The sequence below is a fragment of the Enterobacter sp. SENG-6 genome (assembly GCF_001605945.1).
GTDB lineage: Bacteria > Pseudomonadota > Gammaproteobacteria > Enterobacterales > Enterobacteriaceae > Enterobacter > Enterobacter cloacae.
On the sequence record NZ_LOMM01000020.1, the window covers coordinates 49,770 to 68,654 of the forward strand.

The 18,885-nt window shown below is 54.1% G+C and carries 22 protein-coding genes; 15 read left to right on the forward strand and 7 right to left on the reverse strand.

Annotation, left to right across the window (positions count from 1 at the left end; all coding sequences use genetic code 11):
• Positions 1-185 precede the first annotated feature (185 nt).
• Positions 186-1,808, forward strand: coding sequence for an isovaleryl-CoA dehydrogenase (locus AX755_RS11215; RefSeq protein WP_062856763.1), 1,623 nt, complete (start codon positions 186-188; stop codon positions 1,806-1,808).
• On the opposite strand, the gene AX755_RS11220 is transcribed toward AX755_RS11215, so the two are convergent.
• The 3 genes from AX755_RS11220 to bsmA form a co-directional block, all read right to left on the reverse strand.
• A complete protein-coding gene (locus AX755_RS11220; RefSeq protein ID WP_062856764.1) occupies positions 1,805-3,736 on the reverse strand; it encodes a methyl-accepting chemotaxis protein in 1,932 nt (643 codons plus the stop codon). The genes AX755_RS11215 and AX755_RS11220 overlap by 4 nt on opposite strands.
• A gap of 170 nt (positions 3,737-3,906) precedes the next feature.
• Positions 3,907-4,194 (reverse strand): DUF1471 family protease activator YjfN, encoded by a 288-nt coding sequence (gene yjfN / locus AX755_RS11225; protein WP_013095298.1) that lies wholly within the window; start codon positions 4,192-4,194, stop codon positions 3,907-3,909.
• Positions 4,195-4,330: 136 nt separating this feature from the next.
• Complete coding sequence (gene bsmA / locus AX755_RS11230; protein ID WP_071830088.1) at positions 4,331-4,660, reverse strand: biofilm peroxide resistance protein BsmA; 330 nt, start codon at positions 4,658-4,660, stop codon at positions 4,331-4,333.
• A gap of 137 nt (positions 4,661-4,797) precedes the next feature.
• Here bsmA and yjfP point away from each other — a divergent pair, with 137 nt between their 5' ends.
• Positions 4,798-5,520 (forward strand): esterase, encoded by a 723-nt coding sequence (gene yjfP / locus AX755_RS11235; RefSeq protein ID WP_062856765.1) that lies wholly within the window; start codon positions 4,798-4,800, stop codon positions 5,518-5,520.
• Here yjfP and ulaR read toward each other — a convergent pair.
• The gene (ulaR, locus tag AX755_RS11240; protein WP_013095301.1) at positions 5,517-6,272 is read right to left on the reverse strand and encodes an HTH-type transcriptional regulator UlaR; all 756 of its coding nucleotides are present in this window, start codon (positions 6,270-6,272) and stop codon (positions 5,517-5,519) included. The genes yjfP and ulaR overlap by 4 nt on opposite strands.
• Before the next feature lie 110 nt (positions 6,273-6,382).
• Positions 6,383-7,447, reverse strand: coding sequence for an L-ascorbate 6-phosphate lactonase (ulaG, locus tag AX755_RS11245; RefSeq protein WP_010427455.1), 1,065 nt, complete (start codon positions 7,445-7,447; stop codon positions 6,383-6,385).
• A 359-nt stretch (positions 7,448-7,806) separates the two neighbouring features.
• On the opposite strand from ulaG, the gene ulaA reads away from it, so the two are divergent.
• From ulaA to AX755_RS11275, 6 genes are read left to right on the forward strand one after another with little or no spacing between them, the layout of a single operon-like run.
• The gene (gene ulaA / locus AX755_RS11250; RefSeq protein ID WP_013095302.1) at positions 7,807-9,207 is read left to right on the forward strand and encodes a PTS ascorbate transporter subunit IIC; all 1,401 of its coding nucleotides are present in this window, start codon (positions 7,807-7,809) and stop codon (positions 9,205-9,207) included.
• 12 nt (positions 9,208-9,219) lie between these two features.
• Positions 9,220-9,525, forward strand: a complete 306-nt coding sequence (gene ulaB / locus AX755_RS11255) for a PTS ascorbate transporter subunit IIB (protein WP_004109091.1) — start codon at positions 9,220-9,222, stop codon at positions 9,523-9,525.
• A gap of 9 nt (positions 9,526-9,534) precedes the next feature.
• Positions 9,535-10,002, forward strand: coding sequence for a PTS ascorbate transporter subunit IIA (gene ulaC, locus AX755_RS11260; protein WP_013095304.1), 468 nt, complete (start codon positions 9,535-9,537; stop codon positions 10,000-10,002).
• Positions 10,003-10,015: 13 nt separating this feature from the next.
• Entirely contained in the window at positions 10,016-10,666 is a 651-nt protein-coding gene (gene ulaD / locus AX755_RS11265; RefSeq protein WP_013095305.1) for a 3-keto-L-gulonate-6-phosphate decarboxylase UlaD, read from the forward strand.
• Positions 10,667-10,675: 9 nt separating this feature from the next.
• Positions 10,676-11,536, forward strand: coding sequence for an L-ribulose-5-phosphate 3-epimerase (locus AX755_RS11270; RefSeq protein ID WP_013095306.1), 861 nt, complete (start codon positions 10,676-10,678; stop codon positions 11,534-11,536).
• Positions 11,529-12,215, forward strand: coding sequence for an L-ribulose-5-phosphate 4-epimerase (locus tag AX755_RS11275; protein ID WP_013095307.1), 687 nt, complete (start codon positions 11,529-11,531; stop codon positions 12,213-12,215). Before AX755_RS11270 ends, AX755_RS11275 begins: the two co-directional genes overlap by 8 nt.
• Positions 12,216-12,354: 139 nt before the next feature.
• On the opposite strand, the gene yjfY is transcribed toward AX755_RS11275, so the two are convergent.
• Positions 12,355-12,630 carry a DUF1471 family protein YjfY gene (yjfY, locus tag AX755_RS11280; RefSeq protein WP_013095308.1) on the reverse strand — a complete coding sequence of 92 codons (276 nt, stop codon included), beginning with the start codon at positions 12,628-12,630 and terminating at the stop codon, positions 12,355-12,357.
• A gap of 343 nt (positions 12,631-12,973) precedes the next feature.
• Here yjfY and rpsF point away from each other — a divergent pair, with 343 nt between their 5' ends.
• From rpsF to AX755_RS11305, 5 genes are all read left to right on the forward strand, one after another.
• On the forward strand, positions 12,974-13,369 hold the full coding sequence (gene rpsF / locus AX755_RS11285; protein WP_003856034.1) for a 30S ribosomal protein S6: 396 nt from the start codon (positions 12,974-12,976) through the stop codon (positions 13,367-13,369).
• A gap of 6 nt (positions 13,370-13,375) precedes the next feature.
• Positions 13,376-13,690: a primosomal replication protein N gene (gene priB / locus AX755_RS11290; RefSeq protein ID WP_008502895.1), complete on the forward strand. Its 315-nt coding sequence runs from the start codon at positions 13,376-13,378 to the stop codon at positions 13,688-13,690.
• 4 nt (positions 13,691-13,694) lie between these two features.
• On the forward strand, positions 13,695-13,922 hold the full coding sequence (rpsR, locus tag AX755_RS11295) for a 30S ribosomal protein S18 (RefSeq protein WP_000135199.1): 228 nt from the start codon (positions 13,695-13,697) through the stop codon (positions 13,920-13,922).
• A gap of 41 nt (positions 13,923-13,963) precedes the next feature.
• Positions 13,964-14,413 (forward strand): 50S ribosomal protein L9, encoded by a 450-nt coding sequence (rplI, locus tag AX755_RS11300; protein ID WP_008502894.1) that lies wholly within the window; start codon positions 13,964-13,966, stop codon positions 14,411-14,413.
• A gap of 151 nt (positions 14,414-14,564) precedes the next feature.
• On the forward strand, positions 14,565-15,494 hold the full coding sequence (locus tag AX755_RS11305; protein ID WP_058680766.1) for a DMT family transporter: 930 nt from the start codon (positions 14,565-14,567) through the stop codon (positions 15,492-15,494).
• Between the two features lie 46 nt (positions 15,495-15,540).
• On the opposite strand, the gene AX755_RS11310 is transcribed toward AX755_RS11305, so the two are convergent.
• Positions 15,541-16,185, reverse strand: a complete 645-nt coding sequence (locus tag AX755_RS11310) for an OapA family protein (RefSeq protein ID WP_062856766.1) — start codon at positions 16,183-16,185, stop codon at positions 15,541-15,543.
• A gap of 233 nt (positions 16,186-16,418) precedes the next feature.
• Between AX755_RS11310 and fklB the strand changes: the two genes are divergently transcribed.
• Together fklB and cycA are read left to right on the forward strand one after the other, a co-directional pair.
• Positions 16,419-17,039 (forward strand): FKBP-type peptidyl-prolyl cis-trans isomerase, encoded by a 621-nt coding sequence (fklB, locus tag AX755_RS11315; RefSeq protein ID WP_008502892.1) that lies wholly within the window; start codon positions 16,419-16,421, stop codon positions 17,037-17,039.
• 311 nt (positions 17,040-17,350) lie between these two features.
• A complete protein-coding gene (cycA, locus tag AX755_RS11320) occupies positions 17,351-18,760 on the forward strand; it encodes a D-serine/D-alanine/glycine transporter (protein ID WP_062856767.1) in 1,410 nt (469 codons plus the stop codon).
• Positions 18,761-18,885: the final 125 nt, after the last annotated feature.

Sequence of the window (18,885 nt, forward strand, 5' to 3'; positions counted from 1 at the left end):
TCACTGAAAGGGGTAAGAATAAATTATTCAATAAAAGTGAAGTGATGAAATAGTTTATTCTTATGTTCTGTGAGCTATTTCACGAATGATATCAGCGGGATCGCTACCGTGTGACCTTACTCCCATGCAGCGTGCACAGGGTCTGTCCATACTTATCTTCATTGCCACTGAAGGAGGGAGACAGCATGCACTGGCAAACACATACCGTTTTTAACCAACCCGCACCGCTTTCGAACAGCAACCTTTTTCTCTCTGATTGTGCCCTGCGTGACGCGGTGGCCCGCGAAGGCGCGGAGTGGGATAGCGAACTGCTGGCCAGTATAGGCCAGCAGTTAGGTACGGCGGAGTCGCTGGAGCTTGGCAGGCTGGCGAACGTCAATCCGCCGGAGTTACTTCGCTATGACCCCACCGGTGAGCGGCTGGATGATGTCCGTTTTCACCCCGCCTGGCATCTTCTGATGCAGGGGCTGTGCGCTAACCGGGTGCATAACCTGGCGTGGGAAGAGGAGGCGCGTAAAGGCTCCTTTGTCGCTCGCGCCGCGCGCTTCGTGTTGCATGCTCAGGTTGAGGCCGGAACGCTGTGCCCCGTGACCATGACGTTTGCCGCCACGCCGCTGCTGCAACAGGCGCTCCCTGAACCTTTCCAGAACTGGCTCACGCCGCTACTGAGCGATCGTTATGATCCTCACCTTGCTCCTGGAGCCCAAAAGCGCGGCCTGCTGATCGGCATGGGGATGACGGAAAAACAGGGCGGCTCGGACGTGCTCAGCAACACCACTAAAGCGGAAAAGTGCAGCGACGGCAGCTATCGGCTGGTGGGTCATAAGTGGTTTTTCTCCGTGCCACAAAGCGATGCGCATCTGGTGCTGGCGCAGGCGAAAGGCGGGTTGTCCTGCTTTTTTGTTCCTCGCTTTTTGCCTGACGGGCAGCGCAACGCCGTGCGCCTGGAGCGGCTGAAAGACAAGCTAGGCAACCGCTCTAACGCCAGCAGTGAAGCGGAGTTTCTGGATGCGTCCGGCTGGCTGTTAGGGGAAGAGGGGGAAGGGGTACGACAGATCCTCCGCATGGGCGGGTTAACGCGTTTTGACTGCGCTCTGGGCAGCCATGGGTTGATGCGTCGGGCATTATCCGTGGCGCTGTACCACGCCCATCAGCGGCAGACGTTCGGAAAAAACCTCATCGATCAGCCGCTGATGCGCGACGTCCTGAGCCGCATGGCGCTGATGCTGGAGGGGCAAACGGCGCTGCTGTTTCGTCTTGCCCGGGCGTGGGATAAACGCGCCGATCCGCAGGAGGCGGCCTGGGCGCGGCTTTTCACACCAGCCGCGAAATTCAGCGTCTGCAAAGTGGGTATCCCGTTCGTGGCAGAGGCGATGGAGGTGTTGGGCGGCATCGGGTACTGTGAGGAGAGTGAACTCCCCCGCCTGTATCGCGAGATGCCGGTGAACAGCATCTGGGAAGGCTCAGGGAACATCATGTGTCTGGATGTTCTGCGCGTTCTGGCGAAGCAGCCGGGTATGTTCGATCTGCTGGCAGAGGATTTTGCGCAGGTGAAAGGTCAGGACAGACACTTCGATCGTAGCTGGCGGCAGCTGCAGCAAAAACTGCGTAAACCGCAGGAGGCGCAGGGGCGGGAGATTGCGCATCAGCTATTCCTGCTGGGCGCCGGAAGCCAGATGCTGCGGCACGCCTCTCCGCCCGTCGCGCAGGCGTGGTGCCGCATGATGCTGGATACCCGTGGCGGCACGCTGATGACAGAGCAGGTTCAAAGCGATCTTCTGCTACGCGCCACGGGCAGGGTAGGCTAGTTTTTAAGCTGGAACAGGCTCACCAGTTGAGTGAGGTGCGACCCTTTCTCGCGCAGTGATTGTGCGGTTTGCTCGCTGCGCGAGACGCGATCGGCGTTGATGTGGGAGGCTTCACCAATATGGGTCATGGCCAGATTCACCTGACGGATCCCCGCCGACTGTTCGCGGGATGCATGGTTAATCTCGGTCACCAGTTGGTTGATGTTATCGATGTGCGCGATGATGGCATCCATCGCCAGACGCGTCTGCTCTGAGAGCGCATGGCCTTCACTCACCTTGTTCAGCGTGTCGCCAATCAGCTGCTCAATCTCTTTCACCGCATTAGCGCTGCGTGCCGCCAGGGCGCGCACTTCCTGCGCGACCACAGCAAACCCTTTTCCGTGTTCGCCGGCGCGTGCTGCTTCAACCGCTGCATTAAGCGCCAGAATGTTAGTCTGGAAAGCAATCGACTCAATCACACGCGTGATGTCCTCGATGCGCTTTGAGGCGTCGCGAATATCGTCCATGGTGGAGACCGCGTGCGTCACCGTCTCGCCCCCCTGATGCACCGCGCGTGAGGTTTCCCCCACCAGCTGCTGCGTCTGTTCCATATTGGCCGCGTTTTGCTGCACGGTTGCGGCGAGTTGTTCCATACTCGCGGAGGTCTCTTCAACGCTACTGGCCTGTTTGTTGATCTGCTCTGAGATCTCACCGGTATCAGAGGCCAGGGCGTTAGTGCCCAGATGGATCTCGCCTGCGGCCTCGCGTACCTGCAGGACAATCTTTTGCAGACCGCCGCCGATCCCGTTGATGGCGTCGATAAGCTGGCCAACCTCATCCTGGCGGGTAACGGACAGGCTGGCACGCAGATCGCCTGCCGCATATTGTCGGGCAAGGTGAATGACGTTACGCAGCGGACGCGTCAGCATGCGACGAATGATGATGACAAACAGCGCGGCAAACAGGACTGACAGCGCCACGCCTGCCAGCAGGAAGCGATCCCGCATCGTGGTGACGCTTGAAAGCAGGACCGATTTATCCACTTCCCCCACGATGGTCCAGTTCCAGCCCGGCAGCGGCGTGTAGGCCATTTTCAGTATGCGACCATCCTCACTTGTGCGTTCCAGCGTGCCCGGGGTATTGCTCAGCAACTGCTGCTGGGTGGCGCTGTCCCACTCAGGAAGCTGGCCTTCCCGGTTCGAGTGGAACAGGAACTGTCCGCGCGTTTTACCGTTGCTGCGATCCAGCACGAAGAAATGTCCACTGTCACCTAAACGACGATTGAGGATTTTTTCGCGCATCACGTTCCAGGAGTGGGTGATATCCACACCAACAAAAATGATCCCAATGACCTGGCCTTCTGCGTTTTTGAACGGCTGATACTGGGTGATATAGCGCTTGCCGAACAGCAACGCCAGACCGCGATAGACCTCGCCTTTAGTGACGGCCGCATAGGCCGGGCTGGCAGTGTCCAGAATGGTACCCATTGCCCGATCGCCGTTCTCTTTGCGCAGGGAGGTGGCGACACGGACAAAGTCATTACCGCTACGCACAAACAGGGTCGAGATTGCCCCTGTACGCGTCAGGAAGTCGTCAGAAAGTGCATTGTTTTCATGCAGGCCCGTTTCACCCCCTTTCAGAAGGGGAACGCTAAGCCCGTTAATGGTCTGGAGTTGACTGCTGTCGACGCTCAAAGGCTGCGGTAAAAAGGTGGTGAACAGCCGGGTATAGCTCTCGACCTCTTCGCTCAGACTGGTGTTAAACATCTGTACCATATCAACCATACCGGTGGACTGGTTATGCAGGTCTTCTACCGCAAGGGCTTCAAGCTGCTGGCTGGCTTTATGGCTGAGCAGAAAAGTGAAAAGCAGAAACAGCGTGGCGACACTCACGCCGGTAAGAAGCGATAGCTTTGCGCCCAGACCCGCACGGCGAAAAAAGGTGATCATAAATTGCTCATTATTGAAAAGGTATGGCTTTTCAACGGCAGGACAGAGCTAACATTTACTTAAATAATGTAACAAAATGTTATCAGGTTGTTTTTAATAGGGTTGAAAGAAGATAAAAAATTTGCAAAAACGAAAAGCCACTAAAAATAAGTGGCTTTTATCGGAGGTGATTAGACGTAGAGAATAGCCTGTACGCGCCAATGATCGCTGCGGTTATCTTCCTGCATCTGAATAATTCGATACCAGGAAGCGCCCTGTTCATCGGCTTTTAGTGCCACGACACGTTCAACATCTTGCGGGCTCCCCGAAATGTTATTGACGGAGATCTGGCCAATTTCATTAAGGCCAGTGACGCAATCAGCACTGGCGAATTCTGCTGACTGTGCAGTCGTGCTCACAAGGCCTACTGAGAGCAACAGAGAGGTCAAAGCAAGAGTTCGTTTCATTGTCAGCTCCATTTCACATTTCTCCGGTATCCGCCGGGCACTCCTTCGCAAATAAACTCACTTCCATTGTCGCGGGCATGGAGTTTATTGTGGACAGGAAAATGTCTATGGACGCAAAGCAGTGTAAATGTCGTTCAAATGAAGATCGTTATTTACGGTACAAAATAGCCTGTGAATACCACTGTCCCGTAATGATGGTTTCATCGATCATAATGATGACGTAATAATCTGCTTTGGCGGCGGCAGCTTGCGCCTTTATTGACTCCTCTGCGTCATCCGGGGATCCGCGAACCAGCGCGGAGACGGTACCCATTCGTTGTAATCCTTCCGTCTGATTACGACGAATCTCCTGCGGATGGTCGGCGACCGGGGGAGCGGGTTGCGGTGTCCCCTGTAGTGCACTACAGCCACTGAGCAGAACCAGCAACAATAAAGTAGCAAACCTGCGCATAACCATATCTCGTTTCCTGATAGCCATAGTGTAGTTGTCTGCGAATTTAGTTTTGGGGGAATGTTCCCGAAGTGTTATCTGGTACGTATATTTCGAATGAAAATATCGTGAAAGCGTAATCCAGTTCTCAACATTATGAATCATTCATCAGCACAGGGTCGACAATGATTGAAATTGAAACTCGCCGCCTCGGCAATCATGAAATATTACACGCTATCCCTGCGGGAAAAAGTGCACACCCGCTGCCTGTTGTGGTTTTTTATCATGGCTTTACTTCATCGAAGCTGGTTTACAGCTACTTTGCGGTGGCGCTGGCGCAGGCCGGTTTTCGGGTAGTAATGCCGGATGCGCCCGATCACGGTGCACGTTTTACCGGTGATGAACAGGTGCGACTGGGGCAGTTCTGGCAGATTTTGCACGGTAGCCTGAGCGAATTTGCCGGGCTGCGCGATGCGCTTTACCAGGCGGGGCTGGTGGCGAATCAACGGCTGGCGGTGGCCGGCGCATCGATGGGGGGAATGACGGCGCTCGGGATCATGGCTCGTCACCCTGAGGTGAGCTCCGTGGCGTGCCTGATGGGCTCGGGCTATTTTACGTCATTGTCAAAAACGCTGTTTCCACCGCAAGACGCGACGGAGATTGATGCGTTGCTGGCCGAATGGGAAGTGACCCGGGCGTTACCGCGTCTGGCCGATCGCCCGTTGCTGTTGTGGCATGGTGACGCGGATGATGTGGTGCCCCCTGGCGAAACCTTCCGTCTCCAGCAGGCACTACAGCGCGAAGGGCTGGACGGCAACCTGACCTGCCTGTGGGAAGCGGGGGTTCGCCACCGTATCACGCCAGCGGCGCTGGACGCGACGGTGGACTTTTTCCGACAGCATCTTTAAACGCGCAGAATTTTGACGCCCTGATCTTCCAGCTTCTGCAGGATCTCTGGATTGGCATGTTTGCCGGTGATCACCATGTCAATCTGTTCGGCGCGGCTGAACAACATGCCAGCTCGCTCGCCGACTTTACTGCTGTCGACCAGTACGACGAGCTTGCCCACGACGTTAAGCATATTTTGCTCTGCCATCGCGGTTAACATGTCGGTTTTGTAGAGCCCGTCCGCGGTCAGGCCTTTGCCGCTGGTAAACATCCAGTGTCCGGCATAGAGGCTGTTTTCGCTATCCTGGGGACTGAGGGTAATGGACTGGCTCTTATTATACTGGCCGCCCATGATCACCACGCTTTCATGTTCCTGATCGATAAGATAGTTAGCCAGCGGCAGATAGTTGGTGATGATTTGCACCGGTTTACCGCACATCTCGCGGCCCAGCAGAAATGCCGTGGAGCCGCAGTTGATCACCACGCTCTCACCCGGGTTGACCAGCTGTGATGCGGCTCTGGCAATGCGCACTTTTTCATCGTGGTTTTGCGCCTGATGGATGTTCATCGGCGTCCAGCGGGGGCGCTGCTGGCTGATGGCTTCCGCGCCGTTACGGACTTTTTTCAGCTTACCGCTCTCATCCAGCTTGTTGATATCGCGTCGTGCCGTCGCGGGGGAAATCCCTAAACGTTCGATCACTTTCTCGACGGTGATAAACCCTGTTTGCGCCAGGAGTTCCAGTAATATTTGATGCCGTTGCGCTTCCGTCATGAGCTATTCCGATAAGAATTGATTTGAAAAGATGATATTTGAAATAGCGTGAAATTACTAAAATAAATATGAAATCGCCAGACGCAAGGTCTGGCGATGGGGGTTCACAATCAGAGGAATGACTTGAACGGCAGGTCTGGCTCAATGGTGAAGCAATCATCGAAACCGCGTGGGTAGTGATACTCGAGATTGTCTTTGTCCAGCGGCCAGGTGAACTTGCCGCCTACCTGCCAGATAAATGGCTTGAAGCCATACTTCAGACGGTCTTTTTTCATCTCCCACAGTACGCGGATTTCCTGCGGATCGGCCTGGAAGTTTGACCAGATATCGTGGTGGAAAGGAATCACTACTTTGGTGTTCAGTGCTTCCGCCATGCGCAGCATATCGGCGCTGGTCATTTTGTCGGTAATGCCGCGTGGGTTCTCGCCGTAGGAGCCCAGCGCCACGTCAATCTGATGCTCGTTACCATGCTTCGCATAGTAGTTGGAGTAGTGAGAATCACCGCTGTGGTACAGGGAACCGCCAGGGGTTTTAAATAGATAGTTCACTGCTCGCTCATCCATGCCGTCTGGCAGGACGCCTGCGGCTTTCTGGTCAGCAGGCAGGGTGATCAGCGCGGTGCGGTCAAAGGCGTCCAGCGCATGGATTTCAATGTCTTTAATTTTCACCACGTCGCCTGGCTTCATGACGATGCAGCGCTCTTTCGGCACGCCCCAGCCAATCCAGAGATCCACGCAGGTCTGCGGCCCGATAAACGGCACGTCGTCCGCGCAGTTTTGCATCACCGCTGCCGCCACGTTTACATCGATGTGATCGTTATGATCGTGGGTGGAAAGGACGGCGTCGATCTGGCGAATGGCAAAAGGATCAAGAACAAACGGCGTGGTACGCAGGTTCGGCTGCAATTTTTCGACACCTGCCATGCGCTGCATCTGATGACCTTTTTTCATCAGCGGATTGCCGTGGCTCTGTTTGCCGGTACCGCACCAGAAATCAACGCAAATATTGGCGCCACCCTCGGATTTCAGCCAGATGCCGGTGCAACCCAGCCACCACATTGCAAACGTACCAGGAGCAACCTGTTCCTGCTCAATCTCTTCATTCAGCCAGCTGCCCCATTCCGGGAAGGTGCTCAGAATCCATGATTCACGGGTGATGGTGTTCACTTTACTCATCGTTTTGACTCCTGGTTTAATCAAAAGTAATCATTTGGTGATTTGTTGTGATTAATGCTGGCACTCTTTGAATCGGTTTGCAACGAATAAATTGAGGAAATTTATCTTCGCCATGTCACAGATAATCCTTTTCTACGTTGTTAGAATATCCGCTATCAATGATTAATTATATGAATTATAAGAAATAATTTATACTTGTGAATCGGTAGTGAAAATCATTACTAACACCATGGAAATAATTTGCGTGATACGTCACAAATAATCAAATGCAATCTTGTGGTGATTATTTGTGATTAATAGAGTGATGGCACCAACCGAACAGGGATTACCCCCTCGTGTTCTCATTTCTGGAGAGAGTTATGGAGATCCTCTACAACGTCTTTACCGTGTTCTTTAATCAGGTAATGACTAACGCCCCGCTTTTGCTGGGTATCGTGACGTGCCTGGGCTACATCCTTCTGCGCAAAAGCGTCAGCGTCATCATCAAAGGCACAATCAAAACCATCATCGGTTTCATGCTGCTGCAGGCGGGTTCAGGCATTCTGACCAGCACGTTTAAGCCTGTGGTTGCGAAGATGTCGGAGGTGTATGGCATCAACGGCGCCATCTCTGACACCTACGCGTCGATGATGGCCACTATTGACCGCATGGGAGATGCCTACAGTTGGGTGGGTTACGCGGTACTGCTCGCGCTGGCGTTGAACATCATTTACGTTCTGCTGCGCCGCATTACCGGCATCCGCACCATCATGCTGACTGGCCACATTATGTTCCAGCAGGCCGGGCTGATTGCGGTGTCTCTCTATATCTTCGGCTACCCCATGTGGACCACGATTATCTGCACCGCCGTGCTGGTATCGCTCTACTGGGGTATCACCTCCAACATGATGTACAAGCCGACGCAGGAGGTCACCGACGGCTGCGGTTTCTCCATCGGCCATCAGCAGCAATTCGCCGCCTGGCTCGCTTACAAGGTCGCACCGTACCTGGGTAAAAAAGAGGACAGCGTGGAAGATCTCAAGCTGCCGGGCTGGCTGAATATCTTCCACGACAACATCGTTTCAACCGCCATTGTGATGACCATCTTCTTCGGCGCCATTCTGCTCTCCTTCGGGATTGATGTGGTGCAGGCGATGGCGGGGAAAACGCACTGGACGGTTTATATCCTGCAGACCGGTTTCTCCTTCGCGGTAGCCATTTTCATCATTACCCAGGGCGTCCGTATGTTTGTTGCCGAACTGTCTGAAGCCTTTAATGGGATCTCCCAACGCCTGATTCCTGGTGCGGTGCTGGCCATTGACTGTGCGGCTATCTACAGCTTTGCGCCAAACGCGGTGGTCTGGGGCTTCATGTGGGGCACCATCGGCCAGTTGATTGCGGTAGGCATTCTGGTCGGCTGCGGCTCATCCATTCTGATTATTCCTGGCTTTATCCCAATGTTCTTCTCCAACGCCACCATTGGCGTCTTTGCTAACCACTTTGGCGGCTGGCGCGCGGCGCTCAAGATCTGTCTGGTGATGGGCATGGTGGAGATCTTCGGTTGCGTGTGGGCGGTCAAGCTCACCGGTATGAGCGCCTGGATGGGCATGGCGGACTGGTCAATCCTGGCACCGCCAATGATGCAGGGCTTTGCGTCCGTCGGGCTGGTCTTTATGGCCGTCATCATCCTGATTGCTCTGGCTTATATGTTCTTCGCTGGCCGTTCTCTGCGAGCTGAAGAAGATGCGGAAAAACAAACAGCAGAAGTTTCTGCTCACTAAGGAGTTTCGATTATGACCGTACGTATCCTGGCTGTGTGTGGCAATGGGCAAGGTAGCTCCATGATCATGAAGATGAAAGTGGACCAGTTTTTAACCCAGTCAAACATTGACCACACGGTGAACAGCTGCGCGGTGGGTGAATACAAAAGTGAACTGAACGGCGCCGATATCATCATCGCGTCTACCCATATCGCCGGTGAAATTAGCGTTTCTGGCAACAAGTATGTCGTGGGGGTACGCAATATGCTCTCCCCTGCGGATTTCGGCCCAAAACTGCTGGAAGTGATCAAAGCGCACTTCCCCCAGGACGTGAAGTAAGGACGCCACATGAAACTACGTGATTCGCTGGCAGAGAATAACTCCATCCTTTTACAGGCCGAGGCCAGCACCTGGCAGGAGGCGGTCAAGCTGAGCGTGGATCTGCTGGTTAAGGCTGATGTTGTCGAGCCGCGGTATTACCAGGCCATTCTTGATGGTGTGGCGCAGCATGGTCCTTATTTTGTCATCGCGCCAGGCCTTGCAATGCCGCACGGTCGCCCGGAAGAGGGCGTGAAGAAAACCGGCTTCGCGCTGGTAACGCTGAAAACGCCTTTGGTGTTTAACCATGAAGATAACGACCCGGTCGACATCCTGATCACCATGGCGGCCGTCGATGCCAATACCCATCAGGAGGTTGGCATCATGCAGATCGTTAACCTGTTTGATGACGAAGCGAATTTTGATCGTTTACGCGCCTGCCGCACTGAGCAGGAAGTGCTGGATTTAATTGATAACGCCACTGCGGCGGCAGTTTAAGAAGGAATTGAAAATGTCATTACCAATGTTGCAGGTCGCGCTGGATAACCAGACTCTGTCCGATGCGTATGAAACCACCCGCTTGATTGCGGAAGAGGTGGATATTATCGAAGTTGGCACCATTCTGTGCGTAGGCGAAGGCGTGCGCGCCGTTCGCGATCTGAAAGCGCTCTACCCGCATAAAATCGTGCTGGCCGATGCCAAGATTGCCGATGCAGGCAAAATTCTCTCCCGCATGTGTTTTGAAGCCAATGCCGACTGGGTCACTGTGATCTGCTGTGCAGATATCAACACCGCGAAAGGCGCGCTGGATGTGGCGAAAGAGTTCAACGGCGATGTGCAGATTGAACTGACCGGTTTCTGGACCTGGGAACAGGCCCAGGCGTGGCGCGATGCTGGCATTCAGCAGGTCGTTTATCACCGCAGCCGTGATGCGCAGGCCGCCGGCGTGGCGTGGGGAGACGCGGATATCAGCGCCATTAAACGTCTTGCTGACATGGGCTTTAAAGTGACCGTTACCGGTGGCCTGGCGCTGGAAGATCTGCCGCTGTTTAAAGGTATCCCTATTCACGTCTTTATCGCGGGTCGCAGCATTCGTGATGCCGCGTCTCCGGTGGAAGCGGCACGTCAGTTCAAACGTTCAATCGCTCAGCTTTGGGGCTAAGGAGCGGGTATGTTGTCTAAACAGGTCCCGCTTGGCATCTATGAAAAGGCACTCCCTGCGGGGGAGTGCTGGCTGGAGCGGCTGAAACTGGCGAAACAGTTGGGCTTCGATTTTGTCGAAATGTCCGTGGATGAGACCGATGAACGTCTTTCTCGCCTCGACTGGAGCCAGGAACAGCGTCTGGCGCTGGTGAGTGCGGTCGCCGAAACGGGCGTACGCGTGCCGTCCATGTGCCTCAGTGCCCACCGTCGTTTTCCGCTTGGCAGTGAAGATGATACGGTGCGTGCGCAGGGGCTGGAGATCATGCGTAAAGCCATTCGTTTTGCGCAGGATGTGGGTATTCGCGTGATACAGCTTGCCGGGTATGACGTTTACTATCAGGAAGCCAATGACGAAACGCGTCGTCGTTTTCGTGATGGCCTGAAAGAGAGCGTTGAAATGGCTAGCCGCGCGCAGGTGACGCTGGCGATGGAGATCATGGACTATCCGTTAATGAACTCGATCAGCAAGGCGCTGGGCTACGCGCATTACCTGAACAATCCGTGGTTCCAGCTCTATCCTGATATCGGTAACCTGTCGGCGTGGGATAACGACGTACAAATGGAACTGCTGGCGGGGATGGGCCATATCGTCGCGGTTCATGTCAAAGATACGCGTCCTGGGGTATTCAAAAACGTTCCGTTCGGCACCGGGGTGGTGGATTTCGAACGGTGCTTCCAGACGCTCAAACAGGCGGGGTATTGCGGACCTTACCTGATTGAGATGTGGAGCGAAACGTCAGATGACCCGGCAGGTGAAGTGGCTAACGCTCGCGACTGGGTACGGGAACGTATGGCACGGGCCGGCTTACTGGAGGCTGAATATGCTTAAGCTTAAGCAGCAGGTCTTTGACGCTAATATGGATCTCCCGCGCTATGGGCTGGTGACCTTCACCTGGGGAAACGTCAGTGCCATCGACCGTGAGCAAGGGCTCGTGGTGATTAAGCCCAGCGGCGTGGCATATGACGCCATGAGCCCTGACGATATGGTGGTGGTTGATCTTGAGGGTAACGTTGTCGACGGCAAATGGCGCCCTTCTTCAGATACTGCCACCCATCTGGCGCTCTACCGGCGTTACCCTTCTCTTGGCGGCGTAGTGCATACGCACTCTACGCATGCCACAGCCTGGGCACAGGCGGGGCGGGCCATTCCGGCTCTGGGAACCACGCATGCGGACTACTTCTTTGGTGACATTCCGTGCACGCGGGCACTCACGCAGACCGAAGTGGAAGGCGAGTACGAGCTCAACACCGGCAACGTCATTATCGAAACGCTGGGTGAGAGCGAACCGCTGCATACGCCGGGCATTGTAGTCTATCAGCACGGTCCGTTCGCCTGGGGAAAAGATGCGCATGATGCTGTCCATAACGCGGTAGTCATGGAGGAGGTGGCACGCATGGCGTGGATTGCTCGCGGCATCAACCCACAGCTTCAGGGCATTGATGATTACCTGATGAACAAGCATTTCATGCGCAAGCACGGTCCAAACGCCTATTACGGGCAGAAGTGAATAAGTGCTCTGGAATACCGAAAACAGTTGTAACCGGTGGTATTTCAGAGCCATTCATAAAAAAAGCCCCCGGGCAGGGGGCAAGTAAAACGATGGCTATGTTCTTTTTGTTGGCTTTCCTGGTGCTAGCGTCAAAGCGTTATCGGTAAATATCTGCACTGGCGTGCATGTTGCCGTTGCTGCCGGGCTCACGCATCAGAATAACGTGGTAGTAATTTGCCCCCTGAGCATCGGTTTCTTTATTAAGCGCCTGATCTGCTTCGCTCTCTGTGGCGAAATGGTGATTGATGTAAATAACGCCTAAGCTCTGCACATCATCCATGTTTCTGGCCTGTCGGCTGTCTATCTTGATGGCTGCCATCGCGTTTGCACTGAGCAAAAGCGCAGCCATTACGGCAATTGCGATTTTTTTCATGATATGCGCTCCACGACTGCGTGCTGTGAGACGGTTGTTTGCTCCCCTCCGGTATTTATATGGTCTCTGATTAAAGTGTAATCACTTATCCGGCGAGGATGCGTGACCATTTCTGATGCAGTTGTTCAAAAAAACAACGCTTCCTGATGTGGTTAATTTTAAATCACCCACTTAGACCAGCTTTGCGGTTTGTGCGAATTATTTGTGCAATCAGCTTGAGTTTCCTGGGGGGCGCAAGTATTATGACGCGTCAATTTTTCAGCCGACCTTTAACACGTTCCTTGCCTCCCCGGGCCTCGGCTGACCCAGACAGGAGGCTGAATAATCCGTAAGGAGCAATTCGATGCGTCATTACGAAATCGTTTTTATGGTCCATCCTGACCAGAGCGAACAGGTTCCGGGTATGATCGAGCGTTACTCTGCTGCCATCACTGGTGCAGAAGGTACGATCCACCGTCTGGAAGACTGGGGCCGCCGTCAGCTGGCTTACCCGATCAACAAACTGCACAAAGCACACTACGTTCTGATGAACGTTGAAGCTCCGCAGGAAGTGATCGATGAGCTGGAAACTACCTTCCGCTTCAACGATGCCGTTATCCGCAGCATGGTTATGCGTACCAAACACGCAGTTACCGAAGCATCTCCGATGGTTAAAGCGAAAGACGAGCGCCGTGAGCGTCGCGATGATTTCGCAAACGAAACCGCAGATGATTCTGATGCTGGGGATTCTGAAGAGTAATTTCTGATGACCAACCGTCTGGCGTTGTCCGGCATCGTATGCAGGGCTCCCCTTCGAAAGGTCAGTCCATCAGGAATTCCGCATTGCCAGTTCGTGCTTGAGCATCGTTCTGTGCAAGAGGAAGCCGGGTTTCACCGGCAGGCGTGGTGCCAAATGCCCGTTATCATTAGCGGACACGAAAACCAGGCCATTACTCACAGTTTAACGGTCGGTAGTGCAGTAATCGTTCAGGGGTTCATCTCTTGCCACAAGGCAAAGAACGGTCTGAGCAAAATGGTTCTGCATGCCGAGCAGATTGATTTGATAGATTCTGGAGACTAGCCATATGGCACGTTATTTCCGTCGTCGCAAGTTCTGCCGTTTCACCGCGGAAGGCGTTCAAGAGATCGACTATAAAGATATCGCAACGCTGAAAAACTACATCACCGAAAGCGGTAAGATTGTCCCAAGCCGTATCACCGGTACTCGTGCAAAATACCAGCGTCAGCTGGCTCGCGCTATCAAACGCGCTCGCTACCTGTCTCTGCTGCCGTACACTGATCGTCATCAGTAATCGGGCACGGTCCATTAATACGACTTTAAGAGGATAAGGTAATGCAAGTTATTCTGCTTGATAAAGTAGCAAACCTGGGCAGCCTGGGTGATCAGGTAAACGTTAAAGCGGGCTACGCTCGTAACTTCCTGGTTCCACAGGGCAAAGCTGTTCCTGCTACCAAGAAAAACGTAGAGTTTTTCGAAGCACGTCGTGCTGAACTGGAAGCCAAACTGGCTGACGTTCTGGCGGCTGCTAACGCTCGCGCTGAAGCAATCAACGCACTGGGCACTGTTACCATCGCTTCCAAAGCTGGCGACGAAGGTAAACTGTTCGGTTCCATCGGTACCCGCGATATCGCTGATGCAGTTTCTGCAGCAGGCGTTAAAGTGGCTAAGAGCGAAGTTCGTCTGCCGAACGGCGTTCTGCGTACCACTGGTGAGCACGAAGTTGACTTCCAGGTTCACAGCGAAGTGTTCGCTAAACTGGTTGTTAACGTTGTAGCTGAGTAATTTTTTACTCTGCTCGCGTCGAAGCGCCGGCCTTGTGCCGGCGTTTTGCTTTTTAAAACCTGACGAACCTCTCTTTTAGCTTGTATGGTCGCGATTCCTGACGCATTCTCTGATAATAAAATGAAACGCAATTTTATCTTTGAGATTTGCCATGGAAACCGCTCTGTCTACGCCTGTCTTTGCCCGTCGCAATGTGGCCTACGCCTGCGCCACACTCTGCTGTCTGCTCTGGGGTAGCTCTTACCCGGCCATTAAAAGTGGCTATGAACTCTTTCAGATCGCAACCGATGATATCCCGTCAAAAGTCGTCTTTGCCGGATACCGTTTTCTGTTTGCCGGAGCACTGCTGCTGCTGTTTGCGCTGGCACAACGTAAACCCATCGCCAGGCTCACGCCCACGCAGTTTGGTCAGCTTACGATCCTGGGACTGACGCAGACCACCATTCAGTACACCTTCTTTTATATCGGGCTGGCATACACCACGGGCGTTAATGGCTCGATCATGAACGCCACCGGCACCTTCTTCAGCGTACTGCTGGCGCATTTTATCTACCACAACGACAAGCTCAGCTATAACAAAACGCTGGGCTGTATTCTGGGGTTTGCCGGGGTGATGCTGGTGAATTTCCACAGTGGTATTCGTGATTTCCGCTTTGTCTGGAATGGCGACGGGTTTGTGGTGCTGGCGGCGTTCATCCTCTCCGCCGCCACGCTTTACGGCAAACGGATTTCCCAGACGGTTGATCCCACGGTGATGACCGGCTGGCAGCTGGGCATTGGTGGTCTTGCGCTGGTGGCAGGGGGATATGCCACGGGCGGGACGCTGGAGGTGCATAGCCTTACCGCGGTGACGGTATTAGGGTATCTGACGTTGCTCTCATCCGTCGCCTTCGCCCTGTGGAGCGCGCTACTGAAAGTGAACCGCGTCAGTATGATTGCCCCGTTCAACTTTGTGATTCCCGTCGCCGGGACGGTACTGTCCGCTATTTTCCTCGGCGAAAACATCCTTGAGATTAAATACGCGATTGCGCTGGTGCTGGTCTGCTCGGGGATCTGGTGGGTGAATAAACGGAGTGCCTGAGAACAAAAGTGCCGGGTGGCGGCTTCGCCTTACCCGGCCTACGCCATTACCGTGCTCTGATAAAACTGCCGTCTGGCTGGCGGGTAAACAGCACCTGTTGGCCATTACCCGTATCAATCGTTAGCCCGGTGACCACGCCGCTGGCATTCTGGCGGATCTGCACCATCTGGCCGTTCTGCAGGTTACTGAGCGGCTTACCCGCACCTTCTACCTGAGCCATCGCATAGACATCGGTTGGCGGCAGGTTATGGTCGCGGAACAGCTGAGCAAGCGTTTTGCCCGCCTCCACGCGGTAGGAACGCCATTGCTGCTCAATGCCGGTTGGCTGCTGCGTATGGGGTTCAGACGGGGCTGCGGCCTGCTCCTGCGGCTGTTCTTCCTGAATAGGCTCTGGCTCAACCGGTGCAACCTGTCCCGGATCGTTAGACGGCGTCACAAGCTGTGTCTGCATGGGCTGCGTGTCAGGCTGCGGGCGCGTTTGCGACTGAAGATCCAGTTGCGCATTGCGGGTGACCGGTGCGGTGTCGACATTATCGCCGCCAGAAGGGAGCAGGAAACCGACGATCACCAGCAGCGCGCCTATGATAATCCCTCTGCGATGCAGAGGAGGTAGCGGGTCCATAATGCGAAAATTGTCCGGCGCATGCCAGATTTTCGCCAGGGTAGGTTTCAGTTCAAATCGCCCGGGCATGGCTCTCCTCCTGCTCCGCGTCTTTTTTATCCTGTGCTCCGAAGTATAGTTCGCTAACTGCCTGAACGGCGTAGCAAACCCGACATCCGTGACATCCATTCGGGATTAATCCTGGTTACCTCTATTGTTTCTGTTTCGTCGCAGTTTGTCACCTTAACTTCAGACAAAGTTTTACCCATAAGGGCATGGCTGCTATGCTGCCCGCTACTTTAAATGTGATGGAAGGAAAACCCATGACCACCCCGACTTTTGACACTATCGAAGCGCAGGCAAGTTACGGTATCGGCTTGCAGGTAGGACAGCAACTGAGCGAATCCGGCCTGGAAGGTCTGTTACCAGAAGCGCTGGTGGCGGGTATCGCTGACGCGCTGGAAGGCAAACAGCCAGCCGTTCCGGTTGATGTTGTGCACCGTGCGCTGCGTGAAATCCACGAACGTGCGGACGCTGTGCGTCGCGCGCGCTTCGAAGAGATGGCGGCAGAAGGCGTGAAATATCTGGAAGAGAACCGTGAGCGTGAAGGCGTGAACAGCACCGAGTCTGGCCTGCAGTTCCGCGTGATCAACCAGGGCGACGGCGCTATCCCGGCACGCACTGACCACGTTCGCGTGCACTACACCGGTAAACTGATCGACGGTACCGTGTTCGACAGCTCTGTTGCACGCGGCGAACCGGCTGAATTCCCGGTTAACGGCGTTATCGCAGGCTGGATTGAGGCTCTGACCCTGATGCCAGTCGGCTCCAAATGGGAACTGACTATCCCACACAACCTGGCGTACGGTGAGCGTGGCGCTGGTGCGTCCATCCCACCATTCAGCACCCTGGTGTTTGAAGTCGAGCTGCTGGAAATCCTGTAATCGGCTTTTCTTATTTCCTCTCTCCGTCCGGGGAGAGGAAAATAGTGTTAAAACCTATAGTTACGTCGGAATCAATATTTTATCTTGCAAACGAAACTGTTGCGTGTATTTTTGTGAGCTGTTTCGCGCTGTATGAGTGATATGACACTCACTTCCAACATATTATTAACATAATATCTAAATCATAGTATTCATCCCGCCGATTCTTACCTAATATCGATAAACCCTTACAAAGGGACCGTCATTTATTTGACGTTTTTAAAGGCCAGAAGAGCCTTAACAACACAGACAGGCATATACAGGAAAATTACATGGTAGATCAGGTCAAAGTCGCCGCGACAGAAGAGGCGACGTCTGAACAGTCGCTACGGCGCAATCTCACAAACCGTCATATTCAGCTTATCGCCATCGGGGGTGCCATCGGTACCGGGCTGTTTATGGGCTCAGGCAAAACCATCAGTCTTGCCGGGCCGTCGATCATTTTTGTTTATATGATCATCGGTTTTATGCTCTTTTTTGTGATGCGTGCAATGGGTGAATTGCTGCTCTCCAACCTCGAATACAAATCTTTCAGCGATTTTGCTTCCGACCTGCTCGGTCCCTGGGCGGGTTATTTCACCGGCTGGACCTACTGGTTCTGCTGGGTCGTAACCGGCATGGCGGATGTCGTCGCCATTACTGCCTATGCGCAGTTCTGGTTCCCGGGGCTGTCGGACTGGGTCGCCTCGCTGGCGGTGATTATTCTGTTGCTGAGCCTCAACCTCGCCACCGTTAAGATGTTCGGTGAGATGGAGTTCTGGTTCGCGATGATCAAGATTGTCGCTATTGTGGCGCTGATTGTGGTGGGCCTGGTAATGGTGCTGACGCATTTCCAGTCGCCAACCGGCGTGCAGGCTTCGTTTACCCATCTGTGGAATGACGGCGGCTGGTTCCCGAAAGGCATCAGCGGCTTCTTTGCCGGCTTCCAGATTGCGGTATTTGCCTTTGTGGGGATTGAACTTGTCGGGACCACCGCTGCGGAAACCAAAGACCCTGAAAAATCCCTGCCGCGTGCAATCAACTCCATTCCGGTTCGTATCATCATGTTCTACGTCTTTGCGTTGATCATTATTATGTCCGTGACGCCGTGGAGCTCGGTTGTGCCAAGCAAGAGCCCATTCGTTGAACTGTTCGTGCTGGTGGGACTGCCTGCGGCAGCGAGCCTGATTAACTTCGTGGTGCTGACATCTGCAGCGTCATCGGCGAACAGCGGTGTGTTCTCAACCAGCCGCATGCTGTTTGGCCTGGCGCAGGAAGGCGTTGCGCCGAGCGCGTTCGCGAAGCTCTCTAAGCGTGCCGTTCCGGCGAAAGGGCTGACGTTCTCCTGCATGTGCCTGTTGGGTGGGGTGGTAATGCTCTACGTGAACCCGAGCGTTATCGGTGCGTTCACCATGATCACCACCGTTTCGGCGATCCTGTTTATGTTCGTCTGGACGGTCATCCTTTGTTCGTACCTGGTGTATCGTAAACAGCGTCCGCATCTGCATGAGAAATCGATCTATAAGATGCCGCTGGGCAAGCTGATGTGCTGGGTGTGCATGGCGTTCTTCGCGTTCGTTCTGGTTCTGCTGACGCTGGAAGATGACACCCGTCAGGCGCTGATCGTCACGCCGCTGTGGTTCATCGCCCTGGGGCTGGGCTGGATGTTTATCGGTAAGAAACGAATGGCAGGCGTAAGGTAAAAGCAAAACGGCAACTTCGGTTGCCGTTTTTAGTTTTTGCACCCTCTCCCTGTGGGCTGAGGGATCCCCAGTAATATGGTCATGCCACCATGACCATATTACTGTACTCTTTTCCCAGCTTTTTC

Excerpts from the sequence above, each read along its gene's own strand:
- rpsF (WP_003856034.1), top strand. The coding sequence starts at position 12,974 with ATGCGTCATTACGAAATCGTTTTTATGGTCCATCCTGACCAGAGCGAA.
- AX755_RS11310 (WP_062856766.1), bottom strand. The coding sequence starts at position 16,185 with ATGCCCGGGCGATTTGAACTGAAACCTACCCTGGCGAAAATCTGGCAT.
- AX755_RS11270 (WP_013095306.1), top strand. The coding sequence starts at position 10,676 with ATGTTGTCTAAACAGGTCCCGCTTGGCATCTATGAAAAGGCACTCCCT.
- ulaA (WP_013095302.1), top strand. The coding sequence starts at position 7,807 with ATGGAGATCCTCTACAACGTCTTTACCGTGTTCTTTAATCAGGTAATG.
- ulaR (WP_013095301.1), bottom strand. The coding sequence starts at position 6,272 with ATGACGGAAGCGCAACGGCATCAAATATTACTGGAACTCCTGGCGCAA.
- ulaC (WP_013095304.1), top strand. The coding sequence starts at position 9,535 with ATGAAACTACGTGATTCGCTGGCAGAGAATAACTCCATCCTTTTACAG.
- bsmA (WP_071830088.1), bottom strand. The coding sequence starts at position 4,660 with ATGGCTATCAGGAAACGAGATATGGTTATGCGCAGGTTTGCTACTTTA.
- rpsR (WP_000135199.1), top strand. The coding sequence starts at position 13,695 with ATGGCACGTTATTTCCGTCGTCGCAAGTTCTGCCGTTTCACCGCGGAA.
- yjfY (WP_013095308.1), bottom strand. The coding sequence starts at position 12,630 with ATGAAAAAAATCGCAATTGCCGTAATGGCTGCGCTTTTGCTCAGTGCA.
- rplI (WP_008502894.1), top strand. The coding sequence starts at position 13,964 with ATGCAAGTTATTCTGCTTGATAAAGTAGCAAACCTGGGCAGCCTGGGT.
- AX755_RS11220 (WP_062856764.1), bottom strand. The coding sequence starts at position 3,736 with ATGATCACCTTTTTTCGCCGTGCGGGTCTGGGCGCAAAGCTATCGCTT.
- AX755_RS11305 (WP_058680766.1), top strand. The coding sequence starts at position 14,565 with ATGGAAACCGCTCTGTCTACGCCTGTCTTTGCCCGTCGCAATGTGGCC.
- cycA (WP_062856767.1), top strand. The coding sequence starts at position 17,351 with ATGGTAGATCAGGTCAAAGTCGCCGCGACAGAAGAGGCGACGTCTGAA.
- ulaD (WP_013095305.1), top strand. The coding sequence starts at position 10,016 with ATGTCATTACCAATGTTGCAGGTCGCGCTGGATAACCAGACTCTGTCC.
- fklB (WP_008502892.1), top strand. The coding sequence starts at position 16,419 with ATGACCACCCCGACTTTTGACACTATCGAAGCGCAGGCAAGTTACGGT.
- yjfP (WP_062856765.1), top strand. The coding sequence starts at position 4,798 with ATGATTGAAATTGAAACTCGCCGCCTCGGCAATCATGAAATATTACAC.
- ulaB (WP_004109091.1), top strand. The coding sequence starts at position 9,220 with ATGACCGTACGTATCCTGGCTGTGTGTGGCAATGGGCAAGGTAGCTCC.
- priB (WP_008502895.1), top strand. The coding sequence starts at position 13,376 with ATGACCAACCGTCTGGCGTTGTCCGGCATCGTATGCAGGGCTCCCCTT.
- ulaG (WP_010427455.1), bottom strand. The coding sequence starts at position 7,447 with ATGAGTAAAGTGAACACCATCACCCGTGAATCATGGATTCTGAGCACC.
- yjfN (WP_013095298.1), bottom strand. The coding sequence starts at position 4,194 with ATGGAGCTGACAATGAAACGAACTCTTGCTTTGACCTCTCTGTTGCTC.
- AX755_RS11275 (WP_013095307.1), top strand. The coding sequence starts at position 11,529 with ATGCTTAAGCTTAAGCAGCAGGTCTTTGACGCTAATATGGATCTCCCG.
- AX755_RS11215 (WP_062856763.1), top strand. The coding sequence starts at position 186 with ATGCACTGGCAAACACATACCGTTTTTAACCAACCCGCACCGCTTTCG.